Annotated in this window: 14 protein-coding genes; 13 read left to right on the top strand and 1 reads right to left on the bottom strand. The window is 71.2% G+C overall.

The window, feature by feature from the left end:
* Positions 1–387: 387 nt before the first annotated feature.
* From HZS56_RS28840 to nusB, 3 genes are all read left to right on the top strand, one after another.
* Entirely contained in the window at positions 388–1494 is a 1107-nt protein-coding gene (locus HZS56_RS28840; protein ID WP_216723734.1) for an aminopeptidase P family protein, read from the top strand.
* 62 nt (positions 1495–1556) lie between these two features.
* Positions 1557–2123 carry an elongation factor P gene (efp, locus tag HZS56_RS28835; RefSeq protein ID WP_216723733.1) on the top strand — a complete coding sequence of 189 codons (567 nt, stop codon included), beginning with the start codon at positions 1557–1559 and terminating at the stop codon, positions 2121–2123.
* Positions 2124–2125: 2 nt separating this feature from the next.
* On the top strand, positions 2126–2554 hold the full coding sequence (nusB, locus tag HZS56_RS28830; protein WP_216723732.1) for a transcription antitermination factor NusB: 429 nt from the start codon (positions 2126–2128) through the stop codon (positions 2552–2554).
* Positions 2555–2667: 113 nt separating this feature from the next.
* On the opposite strand, the gene bldD is transcribed toward nusB, so the two are convergent.
* The gene (gene bldD / locus HZS56_RS28825) at positions 2668–3171 is read right to left on the bottom strand and encodes a transcriptional regulator BldD (RefSeq protein WP_031035750.1); all 504 of its coding nucleotides are present in this window, start codon (positions 3169–3171) and stop codon (positions 2668–2670) included.
* Between the two features lie 299 nt (positions 3172–3470).
* Between bldD and pyrR the strand changes: the two genes are divergently transcribed.
* From pyrR to gmk, 10 genes are all read left to right on the top strand, one after another.
* Positions 3471–4079, top strand: coding sequence for a bifunctional pyr operon transcriptional regulator/uracil phosphoribosyltransferase PyrR (pyrR, locus tag HZS56_RS28820; protein WP_216723731.1), 609 nt, complete (start codon positions 3471–3473; stop codon positions 4077–4079).
* A 114-nt stretch (positions 4080–4193) separates the two neighbouring features.
* Entirely contained in the window at positions 4194–5174 is a 981-nt protein-coding gene (locus HZS56_RS28815) for an aspartate carbamoyltransferase catalytic subunit (protein ID WP_216723730.1), read from the top strand.
* A 4-nt stretch (positions 5175–5178) separates the two neighbouring features.
* Positions 5179–6465: a dihydroorotase gene (locus HZS56_RS28810; RefSeq protein WP_216723729.1), complete on the top strand. Its 1287-nt coding sequence runs from the start codon at positions 5179–5181 to the stop codon at positions 6463–6465.
* Positions 6462–7037, top strand: coding sequence for a PH-like domain-containing protein (locus tag HZS56_RS28805; RefSeq protein WP_216723728.1), 576 nt, complete (start codon positions 6462–6464; stop codon positions 7035–7037). Before HZS56_RS28810 ends, HZS56_RS28805 begins: the two co-directional genes overlap by 4 nt.
* Positions 7034–8176 carry a glutamine-hydrolyzing carbamoyl-phosphate synthase small subunit gene (gene carA / locus HZS56_RS28800; protein ID WP_216723727.1) on the top strand — a complete coding sequence of 381 codons (1143 nt, stop codon included), beginning with the start codon at positions 7034–7036 and terminating at the stop codon, positions 8174–8176. The genes HZS56_RS28805 and carA overlap by 4 nt, the downstream gene beginning before the upstream one ends.
* Entirely contained in the window at positions 8169–11477 is a 3309-nt protein-coding gene (carB, locus tag HZS56_RS28795) for a carbamoyl-phosphate synthase large subunit (protein WP_216723726.1), read from the top strand. The genes carA and carB overlap by 8 nt, the downstream gene beginning before the upstream one ends.
* 95 nt (positions 11478–11572) lie before the next feature.
* Positions 11573–12679, top strand: coding sequence for a quinone-dependent dihydroorotate dehydrogenase (locus HZS56_RS28790; RefSeq protein WP_216723725.1), 1107 nt, complete (start codon positions 11573–11575; stop codon positions 12677–12679).
* Positions 12676–13530, top strand: coding sequence for an orotidine-5'-phosphate decarboxylase (pyrF, locus tag HZS56_RS28785; RefSeq protein WP_216723724.1), 855 nt, complete (start codon positions 12676–12678; stop codon positions 13528–13530). Before HZS56_RS28790 ends, pyrF begins: the two co-directional genes overlap by 4 nt.
* A gap of 234 nt (positions 13531–13764) precedes the next feature.
* The gene (locus HZS56_RS28780; RefSeq protein WP_016572363.1) at positions 13765–14088 is read left to right on the top strand and encodes an integration host factor; all 324 of its coding nucleotides are present in this window, start codon (positions 13765–13767) and stop codon (positions 14086–14088) included.
* Between the two features lie 37 nt (positions 14089–14125).
* Positions 14126–14719, top strand: coding sequence for a guanylate kinase (gmk, locus tag HZS56_RS28775; protein ID WP_216723723.1), 594 nt, complete (start codon positions 14126–14128; stop codon positions 14717–14719).
* The last annotated feature ends 91 nt before the right edge of the window (positions 14720–14810 follow it).

Below are 14810 nucleotides of genomic sequence, written 5' to 3'. Positions count from 1 at the left end.
CCGCGTCACGGCAACGCCCCACGGCGTGCAGCCGCGCCGCGTACGGCACCCCGCACCGGCGTGCAGCCGCCCCACGGTGTGCAGATGCGCCGCGCCACGGCAACCTGCCCACCGGCGCGCAGGTGCCGCGTCACGGCAACGCCCCACGGCGTGCAGCCGCGCCGCGTACGGCACCCCGCACCGGCGTGCAGCCGCCCCACGGCGTGCAGACGCCCCGTCACGGCAACCTCCATCGGCGTGTGCACGCCGGGCCACCGCACCCTCCACCTGCGGGCAGACGCCGCGTCACGACAGCTCCGCCCCGATCGGCGCACCCGGCGTTCCCCGGCCCCGCCCACTCGGCCCACCCGAGCGGCGCACCCCCCGGCGGAGCCATACGCTCGGTCCATGTCAGAGGTCTACGCGGCCCGCCGGACACGCCTACGGGAACGCTGCAACGCGGGCGGCAGCGCGGCGGCGCTCGTCTCCCGGCCCGCCAACGTGCGCTATCTCGCGGGCGCCGCCCCGCACGGCGCCGTACTGCTGCTCGGCAGGACCGAGGACCTGCTGGTCTGCTCCGACCCACCGGAGGACCGGCCGGCCCAGGCCGGACCCGACGCGTCACTGCCGGTGCGGGCCCTGCCGGGACCCGGCGGGGACCCCGCGGTCGCCGCCACCGGCCTCGCCGAGGCCCAGGGCGCCGAGTCGCTCGCCACGGAGGACCACCACCTCACCGTGGTCCGGCACCGTGCCATGCGCTCCGTCGCACCACGGCTGCACCTGACCGACCTCGGCCAGGCCGTCGAGCAGCTCAGGGTGGTCAAGGACGAGGAGGAGATCTCCTGCCTGCGCATCGGCGCCGAGATCGCCGACCAGGCCCTCGGGGAACTCCTGGAGTCCATCCTGGTCGGCCGCACCGAACGCCATCTCGCCCTGGAACTGGAACGCCGGCTGGTCGACCACGGCGCCGACGGCCCCGCCTTCGCCACCTCCGTCGGCACCGGCCCGAACTCCGGGCGCCGCGGCCACCGGCCCACCGACCGGCGCGTGGAGGAGGGCGACTTCCTCTCGGTCTGCCTCGGCGCGACGTACCGCGGCTACCGGTGCGAGATCGGCCGCACGTTCGTCATCGGCACCTCGCCGGCCGACTGGCAGATCGAGCTGTACGACCTTGTCTTCGCCGCTCAGCGGGCCGGGCGGGAAGCCCTCGTACCCGGCACGGCCTGCCGTGACGTGGACCGCGCAGCCCGCCAGACACTCGACTCCGCGGGGTACGCGGAGCACCTTCCGGCCCTCAGCGGGCACGGCGTGGGACTCGAAATCGACGAGGACCCTCAATTGGCCCCCGCGGCCATGGGTAAACTGGACGCTTGTGTGCCGGTCACCGTCGAACCGGGGGTCCACCTCCCGGGCCGGGGCGGGGTCCGGATCGATGACACGCTCGTCGTGCGCCCCGAGGCGGACGGCGGACCCGAGCTACTCACCATCACGACCAAGGAGCTGCTCGCGCTCTAGCCTCGCCTGCGCGCGCAACCCAGGGTCGTCCACGTCAGTCCAGTCCAGGAGATTCCCCAACCGTGGCTTCCACGAACGACCTCAAGAACGGCCTGGTGCTCAAGCTCGAAGGCGGCCAGCTCTGGTCCGTCGTCGAGTTCCAGCACGTCAAGCCCGGCAAGGGCCCGGCCTTCGTGCGCACCAAGCTCAAGAACGTGCTGTCCGGCAAGACCGTCGACAAGACCTTCAACGCCGGCGTCAAGGTCGAGACGGCCACCGTCGACAAGCGTGACATGCAGTTCTCGTACATGGACGGCGACTACTTCGTCTTCATGGACATGCAGACGTACGACCAGCTGCACGTCGACCGCAAGGTCGTCGGCGACGCCGCCCACTTCCTCGTCGAGGGCTTCGAGGCCACCGTCGCGCAGCACGAGGGCGAGGTGCTCTTCGTCGAGCTGCCGGCCGCCGTCGAGCTGACCGTCCAGGAGACCGAGCCGGGCGTGCAGGGCGACCGTTCCACGGGCGGTACCAAGCCGGCCACGCTGGAGACCGGTCACCAGATCAACGTCCCGCTCTTCATCACCACCGGTGAGAAGATCAAGGTCGACACCCGTACGAGCGACTACCTCGGCCGGGTGAACAGCTAACCGTGGCTGCTCGCAACACGGCCCGCAAGCGCGCCTTCCAGATCCTCTTCGAGGGCGACCAGCGCGGCGCCGACGTCCTGACCGTGCTCGCCGACTGGGTCCGGCACTCCCGGTCCGACACCCGGCAGCCGCCGGTGAGCGAGTACACGATGGAGCTGGTCGAGGGCTACGCCGCGCATGCCGTGCGCATCGACGAGCTGATCGCGCAGTACGCGGTCGACTGGACGCTCGACCGGATGCCGGTGGTCGACCGCAACATCCTGCGTCTGGGCGCGTACGAGCTGGTCTGGGTCGACGAGACCCCGGACGCCGTCGTGCTGGACGAGATGGTGCAGCTGGCGAAGGAGTTCTCCACGGACGATTCGCCGGCGTTCGTCAACGGCCTGCTCGGCCGGCTGAAGGACCTGAAGCCCTCGCTGCGCCGCGAGTAGCTCCGCAGGTGTCGCGGGGGACTTTTCGCACAGCGTGAAAACCGCCGGGGTGGCCGGGACCGAACGAACGGTTCCGGCCACCCCGGCGGCACGTTTCTGCTGGGCGGGTGAGGTCAGAGTTCCTCGTGGGACGCCACCGCGCGGCGCGCGTCCGCGTCCAGCACGCCCCAGCTGATCAGCTGCTCGGTGAGGACCGAGGGCGACTGGTCGTAGATGACGGCGAGGGTGCGCAGGTCGTCCTGGCGGATCGAGAGCACCTTGCCGTTGTAGTCGCCGCGCTGCGACTGGATCGTGGCCGCGTACCGCTGGAGCGGGCCCGCCTTCTCGGCCGGCACCGTGGCCAGCCGGCCCAGGTCCAGGACCAGCTTCGGCGGCGGCTCGGCGGCGCCGCCCGGGGTGGTGCCCGGCAGCAGCTCCTGCACCGGAACGCCGTAGAAGTCCGCCAGCTCGGCGAGGCGCTGCACGGTCACTGCACGGTCGCCGCGCTCGTAGGACCCGACCACCACGGCCTTCCAGCGGCCCTGTGACTTCTCCTCGACACCGTGGAGGGAAAGGCCCTGCTGGGTGCGGATGGCCCGGAGCTTGGCCCCGAGCTGTTTGGCGTATTCGCTGGACATATGGCTCCCCGGACAAGGTGTCGACGCGGTCGGCTCTGTATGTCGGCCGCGCGGCTGGTAACTCACTGTGAGGTTACGCAGCGTTACTCTCCCGCGTCAAGCCGAATGGTCCGCACCGGCTCTTCCGTGGTATTCGCCCGCCGTTGACCCGGACGGGTGACGCGAGCGCGTCGCACGAGTGACAAGGGGGATCGGGGACGGGGCGTCGGGGCGCCGCCGAGGGCCTGCTACGGTAGGTGGCGCAAATCCGACGTCCTTTAAGGTCCGTCCCGTGAGGCGGAGAAGGGGGTCCGTTTCGTATGGACAAGCAGCACAAAGCCGCGCCGAACGACGAGCGGCAGGGTGCGGGGCCCGAGGCCCGGCCCGTTCTGGAGGGGCCCGACATCGCACGGGTCCTCACCCGCATCGCCCACGAGATCGTCGAACGCGCCAAGGGCGCCGACGACGTGGTGCTCCTCGGCATCCCGACCCGGGGCGTCTTCCTCGCCCGGCGGCTCGCCGACAAGCTGGAGCAGATCACCGAGCGGGGGATCCCGGTCGGCTCGCTCGACATCACCATGTACCGCGACGACCTGCGCATGCACCCGCCGCGCGCCCTCGCCCGCACCGAGATCCCCGGCGACGGCATCGACGGCCGCCTCGTCGTCCTCGTCGACGACGTGCTCTTCTCCGGCCGCACCATCCGCGCCGCCCTCGACGCGCTGAACGACATCGGACGCCCCCGCGCGGTACAGCTCGCGGTCCTCGTCGACCGCGGCCACCGCGAGCTGCCCATCCGCGCCGACTACGTCGGCAAGAACCTCCCGACGTCGCTGCGGGAGACGGTCAAGGTCCTGCTCGCCGAGGAGGACGGCCGCGACACCGTCCTGCTCGGCGCCAAGCCGGCCGCCCCGGGCGCCCACCCGTAGCACCCCGCGTACGCGCCCACCCGTGCCGTACGCCTGCTGGGTGTGCCCCCGCGCACGCCAGGCCGCCCGAATTATCCCGCTCTTCCGCATGACTCGCCCTACGGAGCCTGACAGATGCAGCGTCATCTCATCTCGGCCGCCGACCTCACCCGCGACGACGCCGTCCTGATCCTCGACACCGCCGAGGAGATGGCCCGGGTCGCGGACCGGCCGATCAAGAAACTGCCCACCCTGCGCGGCCGCACCGTCGTCAACCTCTTCTTCGAGGACTCCACCCGGACCAGGATCTCCTTCGAGGCCGCCGAGAAGCGGCTGTCCGCGGACGTCATCAACTTCACCGCCAAGGGCTCCAGCGTCTCCAAGGGCGAGTCCCTCAAGGACACCGCCCAGACCCTGGAGGCCATGGGCGTCGACGCCGTCGTCATCCGGCACGGCGCCTCGGGCGCCCCCTACCGCCTGGCCACCTCCGGCTGGATCGACGCCGCCGTGGTCAACGCCGGCGACGGCACCCACCAGCACCCCACCCAGGCCCTGCTCGACGCCTTCACCATGCGCCGCCGCCTGGTCGGCCGCGACGCCGGGCTCGGCAAGGACCTGGAGGGCCGCCGCATCACCCTCGTCGGCGACATCCTGCACAGCCGCGTCGCCCGCTCCAACGTCGACCTGCTGCACACCCTCGGCGCCGAGGTCACCCTCGTCGCCCCGCCCACCCTGCTGCCGGTCGGCGTCGGGAGCTGGCCCTGCGAGGTCTCCTACGACCTCGACTCGACGCTGCCCAAGTCCGACGCGGTGATGCTGCTGCGCGTGCAGCGCGAGCGGATGAACGCGGCCTTCTTCCCGACCGAGCGCGAGTACTCCCGCCGCTACGGCCTCGACGGCGACCGCATGGCGAAGATGCCCGACCACGCCGTCGTGATGCACCCCGGCCCGATGGTCCGCGGTATGGAGATCACCGCCGAGGTCGCCGACTCCGACCGCTGCACCGCCGTCGAACAGGTCACCAACGGCGTCTCCATCCGGATGGCCGTCCTCTACCTGCTGCTCGGCGGCAACGAACCCGCCGTGTCCCACGCCCGCCCCACCGAGGAGAAGTAAGAACATGAGCAAGACCCTGATCCGCGGTGCGAAGGTGCTCGGCGGCGAGCCGCAGGACGTCCTGATCGACGGCACGACGATCGCCGAGGTCGGCCGGGACCTGTCCGCCGAGGGCGCCGAGGTCGTCGAGGCGGACGGCAAGGTGCTGCTCCCCGGCCTGGTCGACCTCCACACCCACCTGCGCGAGCCCGGCCGCGAGGACTCCGAGACCGTCCTCACCGGCACCCGCGCCGCGGCGAGCGGCGGCTACACCAACGTCTTCGCCATGGCCAACACCTTCCCGGTCGCCGACACCGCCGGCGTCGTCGAGCAGGTCTGGCGGCTCGGCCAGGAGTCCGGCTACTGCGACGTGCAGCCCGTCGGCGCCGTCACCGTCGGCCTGGAGGGCGCCAAGCTCGCCGAACTGGGCGCCATGCACGAGTCCGCGGCCGGCGTCACCGTCTTCTCCGACGACGGCAAGTGCGTCCACGACGCCGTGATCATGCGCCGCGCCCTGGAGTACGTGAAGGCCTTCGGCGGCGTCGTCGCCCAGCACGCCCAGGAGCCCCGGCTCACCGAGGGCGCCCAGATGAACGAGGGCGTCGTCTCCGCCGAGCTGGGCCTCGGCGGCTGGCCCGCCGTCGCCGAGGAGTCGGTCGTCGCGCGGGACGTGCTGCTCGCCGAGCACGTCGGCTCCCGCGTCCACATCTGCCACCTGTCGACCGCCGGGTCCGTCGAGATCGTCCGCTGGGCCAAGTCCCGCGGCATCGACGTCACCGCCGAGGTCACCCCGCACCACCTGCTCCTCACCGACGAGCTGGTGCGCTCGTACGACCCGGTCTACAAGGTCAACCCGCCGCTGCGCACCGAGCGCGACGTCATGGCGCTGCGCGAGGCGCTCGCCGACGGCACCATCGACATCGTCGCCACCGACCACGCCCCGCACCCGCACGAGGACAAGGACTGCGAGTGGGCCGCCGCCGCCATGGGGATGGTCGGCCTGGAGACCGCGCTGTCGGTGGTGCAGGAGACCATGGTGGACACGGGCCTGCTGGACTGGGCCGGCGTCGCCGACCGGATGTCCTTCAAGCCCGCGCAGATCGGACAGGCCACCGGGCACGGCCGTCCCGTCTCGGCTGGTGAGCCCGCCAACCTCACCCTCGTCGAGTCGGCATACCGTGGCCAGGTGGATCCCGCGGGCTTCGCCTCGCGCAGCCGCAACACCCCGTACGAGGGTCGTGAGCTGCCGGGCCGTGTGACGCACACGTGGCTGCGGGGCAAGGCCACGCTCGTCGACGGGAAGCTCACGTGACATCTGCAGCACCGGTAATCCTGCTGGCCGCCGAGAAGGAATCGGCGGAAGTGACCGACTGGGCCGCCCGCGTCGGCTGGGTCGTCGGCCTCGGCCTCTTCGTCGCGCTCGTCTACTGGCTGATGCGCGAGGGCTGGAAGTGGCGCGGCACGCTCCAGGGCGACCTGCCGGAGCTGCCGGCCGCGCCGGACGAGCCGGGCACCGCGAAACTGACGATGAGCGGCCGCTACCACGGCTCCACCACCGCCGGGCACTGGCTGGACCGCATCGTCGCGCACGGCCTGGGCACCCGCAGCCGGGTCGAGCTCACCCTGACGGACGCGGGCCTTGACGTCGTACGCCCCGGCGCCGCCGACTTCTTCGTCCCGCTCGCCCAGCTCCGCGAGGCCCGGCTCGACAAGGGCATCGCCGGCAAGGTCCTCACCGAGGGCGGCCTGCTCGTCGTCACCTGGGCCCACGGCGACAAGGAGATCGACTCCGGCTTCCGCTCCGACCACGCGGCCGAGCACAACGAGTGGGTCGACACCCTGAACGACATGATCAACAAGACGGAAACGGAAGGCGCACGATGACGACCTCCACCAGGGGAGCCCACCGGACTCCCGCCGTACTCGTCCTGGAGGACGGCCGGATCTTCCGCGGCCGTGCCTACGGGGCCGTGGGGGCCACCTTCGGCGAAGCCGTGTTCTCCACCGGCATGACCGGCTACCAGGAGACCCTCACCGACCCGTCGTACCACCGCCAGGTCGTCGTGATGACCGCCCCGCACGTCGGGAACACCGGGATCAACGACGAGGACATGGAGTCCAGGAAGATCTGGGTCTCCGGATACGTCGTGCGCGACCCCGCGCGCGTGCCCTCCAACTGGCGCTCCCGGCGCACCCTCGACGACGAGCTGGCCGCCCAGGGCGTCGTCGGCATCTCCGGCATCGACACCCGCGCCCTCACCCGCCACCTGCGCGAGCGCGGCGCCATGCGCGTCGGCATCTTCAGCGGCGACGCGGTCCAGGACGACGCCGCGCTGCTGGCCCGCGTCCAGGAGGCCCCCGAGATGACCGGCGCCGACCTCTCCGCCGAGGTCGCCACCACCGAGGCGTACGTCGTCCCGGCGATCGGCGAGAAGCGGTTCACCGTCGCCGCCGTCGACCTCGGCATCAAGGGCATGACCCCGCACCGCATGGCCGAGCGCGGCATCGAGGTGCACGTCCTGCCCGCCACGGCCACCGTCGACGACGTCTACGCGGTCGAGCCCGACGGCGTGTTCTTCTCCAACGGCCCCGGCGACCCGGCCACCGCCGACCACCCGGTCTCCGTCATGCGGGGCGTCCTGGAGCGCGGCACCCCGCTCTTCGGCATCTGCTTCGGCAACCAGATCCTGGGCCGCGCGCTCGGCTTCGGCACCTTCAAGCTGAAGTACGGCCACCGCGGCATCAACCAGCCGGTGCAGGACCGTACGACCGGCAAGGTCGAGGTCACCGCGCACAACCACGGCTTCGCCGTCGACGCGCCGCTCGACCAGGTCTCCGAGACCCCCTACGGCCGCGCCGAGGTCTCCCACGTCTGCCTCAACGACAACGTGGTGGAGGGCCTCCAGCTCCTCGACCGGCCGGCCTTCAGCGTCCAGTACCACCCCGAAGCGGCAGCGGGCCCGCACGACGCCGCCTACCTGTTCGACCGCTTCGTGAACCTCATGGAGGGCCAGCGTGCCTAAGCGCACCGATATCCAGTCCGTCCTGGTCATCGGCTCCGGCCCGATCGTCATCGGCCAGGCCGCCGAGTTCGACTACTCCGGCACCCAGGCGTGCCGGGTGCTGAAGTCCGAGGGCCTGCGGGTCATCCTCGTGAACTCCAACCCGGCGACGATCATGACCGACCCGGAGATCGCCGACGCCACCTACGTCGAGCCGATCACCCCCGAGTTCGTCGAGAAGATCATCGCCAAGGAGCAGCCCGACGCGCTGCTGCCCACCCTGGGCGGCCAGACGGCCCTCAACACCGCCATCTCCCTGCACGGCAACGGCGTGCTCGAGAAGTACGGCGTGGAACTGATCGGCGCCAACGTCGAGGCCATCAACAAGGGCGAGGACCGCGACCTGTTCAAGGAGGTCGTCGAGGAGGTCCGCAGGAAGACCGGCCACGGCGAGTCCGCCCGCTCCTACATCTGCCACTCCATGGACGACGTCCTCAAGGGCGTCGAGGAACTCGGCGGCTACCCCGTCGTCGTCCGCCCCTCCTTCACCATGGGCGGCGCCGGCTCCGGCTTCGCCCACGACGAGGAGGAGCTGCGCCGCATCGCCGGCCAGGGCCTGACCCTCTCGCCGACCACCGAGGTGCTCCTGGAGGAGTCCATCCTCGGCTGGAAGGAGTACGAGCTGGAGCTGATGCGCGACAGGAACGACAACGTCGTGGTCGTCTGCTCCATCGAGAACTTCGACCCCATGGGCGTGCACACCGGCGACTCGATCACCGTCGCGCCCGCGATGACGCTGACCGACCGCGAGTACCAGGTGCTGCGCGACGTCGGCATCGCGATCATCCGCGAGGTCGGCGTCGACACCGGCGGCTGCAACATCCAGTTCGCGGTGAACCCCGAGGACGGCCGCGTCATCGTCATCGAGATGAACCCGCGCGTGTCGCGTTCCTCCGCGCTGGCCTCCAAGGCGACCGGCTTCCCCATCGCCAAGATCGCCGCGAAGCTCGCCGTCGGCTACACCCTCGACGAGATCCCGAACGACATCACGCAGGAGACCCCGGCCTCCTTCGAGCCGACCCTCGACTACGTGGTCGTCAAGGCGCCGCGGTTCGCCTTCGAGAAGTTCCCGAGCGCCGACTCCACGCTGACCACCACCATGAAGTCGGTCGGCGAGGCCATGGCCATCGGCCGCAACTTCACCGAGGCCTTCCAGAAGGCGCTGCGCTCGCTGGAGAAGAAGGGCAGCCAGTTCACCTTCGTCGGCGAGACCGGTGACAAGGTGGAGCTGCTCAAGGACGCGGTCCGGCCCACCGACGGGCGCATCAACGCCGTCATGCAGGCCATCCGCGCGGGCGCCACGCCCGAGGAGGTCTTCGCGTACACGAAGATCGACCCCTGGTTCGTCGACCAGCTCTTCCTCATCAAGGAGACCGCCGACGAGCTGGCCGCCGCGCCCGAGCTGACCGCCGGCCTGCTCGCCGAGGCCAAGCGGCACGGCTTCTCCGACCAGCAGGTCGGCGAGATCCGCGGCCTGCGCGAGGACGTCGTCCGCGAGGTCCGGCACGCGCTCGGCATCCGCCCCGTCTACAAGACGGTCGACACCTGCGCCGCCGAGTTCGCCGCGCGGACGCCGTACTTCTACTCCTCCTACGACGAGGAGAGCGAGGTCGCGCCGCGCGAGAAGCCCGCCGTCATCATCCTGGGCTCCGGCCCGAACCGCATCGGCCAGGGCATCGAGTTCGACTACTCCTGCGTCCACGCCTCCTTCGCGCTCTCCGACGCCGGGTACGAGACCGTGATGGTCAACTGCAACCCGGAGACCGTCTCCACCGACTACGACACCTCCGACCGGCTGTACTTCGAGCCGCTCACCCTGGAGGACGTCCTGGAGATCGTCCACGCCGAGCAGCAGGCCGGTCCGGTCGCGGGCGTGGTCGTGCAGCTCGGCGGCCAGACCCCGCTCGGCCTCTCCCAGGCGCTCAAGGACAACGGCGTGCCGGTCGTCGGCACCCCGCCCGAGGCCATCCACGCCGCCGAGGACCGCGGCGCCTTCGGACAGGTGCTGGCCGAGGCCGGGCTCCCCGCCCCCAAGCACGGCACCGCCACCACCTTCGCCGGGGCCAAGTCCATCGCCGACGAGATCGGCTACCCGGTCCTGGTGCGGCCCTCCTACGTCCTCGGCGGACGCGGCATGGAGATCGTCTACGACGAGACCCGGCTGGAGGCCTACATCGCCGAGTCGACCGAGATCGGCGCGTCCCGGCCGGTCCTCGTCGACCGGTTCCTGGACGACGCGATCGAGATCGACGTCGACGCCCTGTACGACGGCGAGGAGCTGTACCTGGGCGGGGTCATGGAGCACATCGAGGAGGCCGGCATCCACTCCGGCGACTCGGCGTGCGCCCTGCCCCCGATCACCCTGGGCGGCTTCGACGTCAAGCGGCTGCGCGCCTCCACCGAGGGCATCGCCAAGGGCGTCGGCGTGCGCGGCCTGATCAACATCCAGTTCGCGCTGGCCGGGGACATCCTCTACGTCCTGGAGGCCAACCCGCGCGCCTCGCGCACCGTCCCCTTCACCTCGAAGGCGACGGCGGTGCCGCTGGCCAAGGCCGCGGCGCGGATCTCGCTGGGCGCGACCATCGCCGAGCTGCGCGCCGAGGGACTGCTCCCGGCCCAGGGCGACGGCGGCGACCTGCCGCTGGACGCGCCGATCTCCGTCAAGGAGGCCGTCATGCCGTGGTCCCGCTTCCGGGACGTCCACGGCCGCGGCGTCGACACGGTCCTCGGCCCGGAGATGCGCTCCACCGGCGAGGTCATGGGCATCGACTCCGTCTTCGGCACGGCGTACGCCAAGTCGCAGGCGGGCGCCTACGGGCCCCTGCCGACCACGGGACGGGCGTTCATCTCGGTCGCCAACCGCGACAAGCGCTCGATGATCTTCCCGGCCCGCGAGCTGGTCGCCCACGGCTTCGAGCTGCTGGCCACCTCCGGCACCGCCGAGGTCCTCAGGCGCAACGGCATCAACGCCACCGTGGTGCGCAAGCAGTCCGAGGGCACCGGGCCGAACGGCGAGAAGACCGTCGTCCAGCTCATCCACGACGGCGAGGTCGACCTCATCGTCAACACCCCGTACGGCACCGGCGGCCGCCTCGACGGCTACGACATCCGTACGGCGGCCGTGGCCCGCTCCGTGCCCTGCCTGACCACGGTCCAGGCGCTCGCGGCGGCCGTCCAGGGCATCGACGCCCTCGGCCGGGGCGAGGTGGGAGTCCGCTCGCTCCAGGAACACGCCGAGTTCTTGACCGCGGCCCGCGACTAGCGGCCCACGAGGGGGACACCGGAAACGGTGTCCCCCTCTTCATGAGGCCCGGAGCGGCTCGACTGCTTCGCGGGCACAGAGTTTCCCGAGGACACATGTACAAGACCTTCTTCAAGCTCGTCTTCTCCCGCATGGATCCGGAGCAGGCCCACCACCTCGCCTTCCGCTGGATCCGCCTGGCCGCCCGCGTCCCCGTCCTGCGCACCTTCGCAGCGGCCGCGCTCGCGCCCCGCCACAAGGAACTGCGCACCGAGGCCCTGGGCCTGCGCATGCACGGGCCCTTCGGGCTCGCGGCCGGCTTCGACAAGAACGCGGTCGCCATCGACGGCATGGCGATGCTCGGCTTCGACCACGTCGAGATCGGCACCGTGACGGGGGAGCCGCAGCCCGGCAACCCCAGGAAGCGGCTGTTCCGTCTCGTGGACGACCGGGCGCTGATCAACCGCATGGGCTTCAACAACGACGGCTCGCTGACCGTCGCGGCCCGCCTCGCCTCCCGTACGCCCGCCTTCCGGACCGTCGTCGGCGTCAACATCGGCAAGACCAAGGTCGTCCCGGAGGAGGACGCCGTCGCCGACTACGTGAAGTCCGCCGAGCGGCTGGCCCCGCACGCCGACTACCTGGTCGTCAACGTCTCCTCGCCCAACACGCCCGGGCTGCGCAACCTCCAGGCGACCGAGGCGCTGCGCCCGCTGCTGCGCGCCGTGCGCGAGGCCGCCGACCGCGCGGTGACCGCCCGGCGCGTCCCGCTGCTGGTCAAGATCGCGCCGGACCTCGCCGACGAGGACGTGGACGCGGTGGCCGACCTGGCCGTGGAGCTGGGCCTGGACGGCATCATCGCCACCAACACCACCATCGCGCGCGAGGGACTCGGCCTGACCTCCTCGCCCGCCCTGGTCCGGGAGACCGGCGGACTGTCCGGCGCCCCCCTCAAGGCGCGCTCCCTGGAGGTGCTGCGGCGCCTCTACGCGCGCGTGGGGGACCGGATCACCCTGGTCGGCGTCGGCGGTGTCGAGACCGCCGAGGACGCCTGGCAGCGCATCCTCGCCGGGGCGACGCTGGTCCAGGGCTACAGCGCCTTCATCTACGAGGGGCCGTTCTACGCCCGCCACCTCCACAAGGGGCTCGCCGCACGCCTGCGGCAGAGCCCCTACGCCACCCTCGCCGACGCGGTCGGCGCCGACGTGAGGAAGTCCGGATGACCGGGACGACGGTGTGGGAACCCTTCGGCGCGCGCCTGCGCCGCGCGATGGACGAGCGCGGGCCGCTGTGCGTCGGCATCGACCCGCACGCCTCCCTGCTCGCCGAGTGGGGCCTGAACGACGACGTGGCGGGGCTCGAGCGCTTCAGCCGCACCGTCGTGGAGGCGGTGGCAGGCAGGGTCGCCGTCCTCAAGCCGCAGAGCGCCTTCTTCGAGCGCTTCGGCTCGCGCGGCGTCGCCGTGCTGGAGAAGTCGGTCCAGGAGGCGCGCTCGGCGGGTGCGCTGGTCGTCATGGACGCCAAGCGCGGCGACATCGGCTCGACCATGGCCGCCTACGCGGAGTCGTTCCTGCACACGGACGCACCGCTGTTCTCGGACGCGTTGACCGTCTCCCCGTACCTCGGCTACGGCTCCCTGAAGCCGGCCGTCGACCTGGCCCGCGAGAGCGGCGCCGGCCTGTTCGTGCTGGCGCTCACCTCCAACCCGGAGGGCGGCGAGGTCCAGCGCGCGGTCCGGGACGACGGACGCGGCGTCGGGGCGACGATGCTGGCCCACCTGGCCGCCGAGAACGCGGGGGAGGAGCCCCTCGGCTCCTTCGGCGCGGTGGTCGGCGCGACCCTCGGCGACCTGTCCGCGTACGACCTGGACGTCAACGGTCCGCTGCTCGCCCCGGGCATCGGGGCCCAGGGAGCCACGCCGGCCGATCTGCCCCGGGTGTTCGGGGCCGCGGTGCGCAACGTGGTGCCCAGCGTCAGCCGGGGTGTTCTGCGTCACGGGCCCGATGTGCGCGCCCTGCGGACGGCCTCGGACCGTTTCGCGGAGGAGATCAGGACGGCGCTCACGGCGCTCTGACTCCGCCCCGACGCTGAATACATCCTCAAATCAGAGGCAATATGTCCAAAATGTCTGGCCTGACGGAGGCTGACCAGGACTTTTCCGCTGTTCTCGCTGACTCTGGCGGACTTGACCGCTAGTCTCCGTCGAGAGTCAACGGGCAAGCGTGTTGCTCGTGGCTCACCAGGTGTGGGGCGACTAGGTTCCTCACCGGTCCGTATCCGACAGTTCGACATCCGAGGTGACGTAGGCGTGGCTCTTCCGCCCCTTACCCCTGAACAGCGCGCAGCCGCGCTCGAAAAGGCCGCCGCGGCTCGCCGGGAGCGGGCCGAGGTCAAGAATCGACTCAAGCACTCCGGTGCCTCCCTCCACGAGGTCATCCAGCAGGGACAGAAGAACGACGTCATCGGCAAGATGAAGGTCTCCGCCCTCCTCGAGTCCCTGCCGGGCGTGGGCAAGGTCCGCGCCAAGCAGATCATGGAGCGTCTGGGCATCTCCGAGAGCCGTCGCGTGCGCGGTCTCGGCTCCAACCAGATCGCCTCCCTGGAGCGCGAGTTCGGCAGCACCGGCAGCTGAGTCCGGACCACTCCGGGATTGCTGGAATAATCGCTGCATGGCTGCAACACCCCGGGGGACGTCCCCCGTACCCCCGGACGCACGTCCGCGACTGACCGTGCTCTCCGGCCCCTCGGGGGTCGGCAAGAGCACGGTCGTCGCCCATATGCGCAAGGAACACCCCGAGGTATGGCTGTCGGTCTCGGCGACGACCCGCCGGCCCCGGCCCGGCGAGCAGCACGGTGTGCACTACTTCTTCGTCACCGACGAGGAGATGGACAAGCTGATCGCCAACGGCGAGCTGCTCGAGTGGGCCGAGTTCGCCGGCAACCGCTACGGCACGCCGCGCGCGGCGGTGCTGGAGCGGCTGGAGGCCGGTGAGCCGGTGCTTCTGGAGATCGATCTCCAGGGCGCCCGCCAGGTCCGCGAGTCCATGCCCGAGGCCCGGCTGGTGTTCCTGGCCCCGCCCTCCTGGGAGGAGCTGGTGCGCAGGCTCACCGGGCGGGGCACGGAGTCGCAGGAGGTGATCGAGCGCCGCCTCGCCGCGGCCAGGGTCGAGCTGGCGGCCGAGCCGGAGTTCGACCAGACCCTGGTCAACACCTCCGTCGAGGATGTGGCGCGCGAGCTGCTAGCCTTGACGAACGTCGTGTGATCGTGAGTGGTCTGCTGATCACGACCGATCAGCTGGCCGATCACCTCGACCGGTCGTCCCGACTGAATTCTTTCCCATCCATCGGAAGGTA

This window comes from Streptomyces mayonensis (genome assembly GCF_018982965.1).
GTDB classification, from domain to species: Bacteria; Actinomycetota; Actinomycetes; order Streptomycetales; family Streptomycetaceae; genus Streptomyces; species Streptomyces mayonensis.
This window is presented reverse-complemented; position numbering and strand designations above follow the sequence as displayed.

What these genes read in the sequence shown, in the direction of transcription:
- pyrR (WP_216723731.1), top strand. Translation starts at nt 3,471, where the DNA reads ATGGACAAGCAGCACAAAGCCGCGCCGAACGACGAGCGGCAGGGTGCG.
- HZS56_RS28815 (WP_216723730.1), top strand. Translation starts at nt 4,194, where the DNA reads ATGCAGCGTCATCTCATCTCGGCCGCCGACCTCACCCGCGACGACGCC.
- HZS56_RS28790 (WP_216723725.1), top strand. Translation starts at nt 11,573, where the DNA reads ATGTACAAGACCTTCTTCAAGCTCGTCTTCTCCCGCATGGATCCGGAG.
- HZS56_RS28840 (WP_216723734.1), top strand. Translation starts at nt 388, where the DNA reads ATGTCAGAGGTCTACGCGGCCCGCCGGACACGCCTACGGGAACGCTGC.
- bldD (WP_031035750.1), bottom strand. Translation starts at nt 3,171, where the DNA reads ATGTCCAGCGAATACGCCAAACAGCTCGGGGCCAAGCTCCGGGCCATC.
- carA (WP_216723727.1), top strand. Translation starts at nt 7,034, where the DNA reads ATGACGACCTCCACCAGGGGAGCCCACCGGACTCCCGCCGTACTCGTC.
- HZS56_RS28810 (WP_216723729.1), top strand. Translation starts at nt 5,179, where the DNA reads ATGAGCAAGACCCTGATCCGCGGTGCGAAGGTGCTCGGCGGCGAGCCG.
- pyrF (WP_216723724.1), top strand. Translation starts at nt 12,676, where the DNA reads ATGACCGGGACGACGGTGTGGGAACCCTTCGGCGCGCGCCTGCGCCGC.
- gmk (WP_216723723.1), top strand. Translation starts at nt 14,126, where the DNA reads ATGGCTGCAACACCCCGGGGGACGTCCCCCGTACCCCCGGACGCACGT.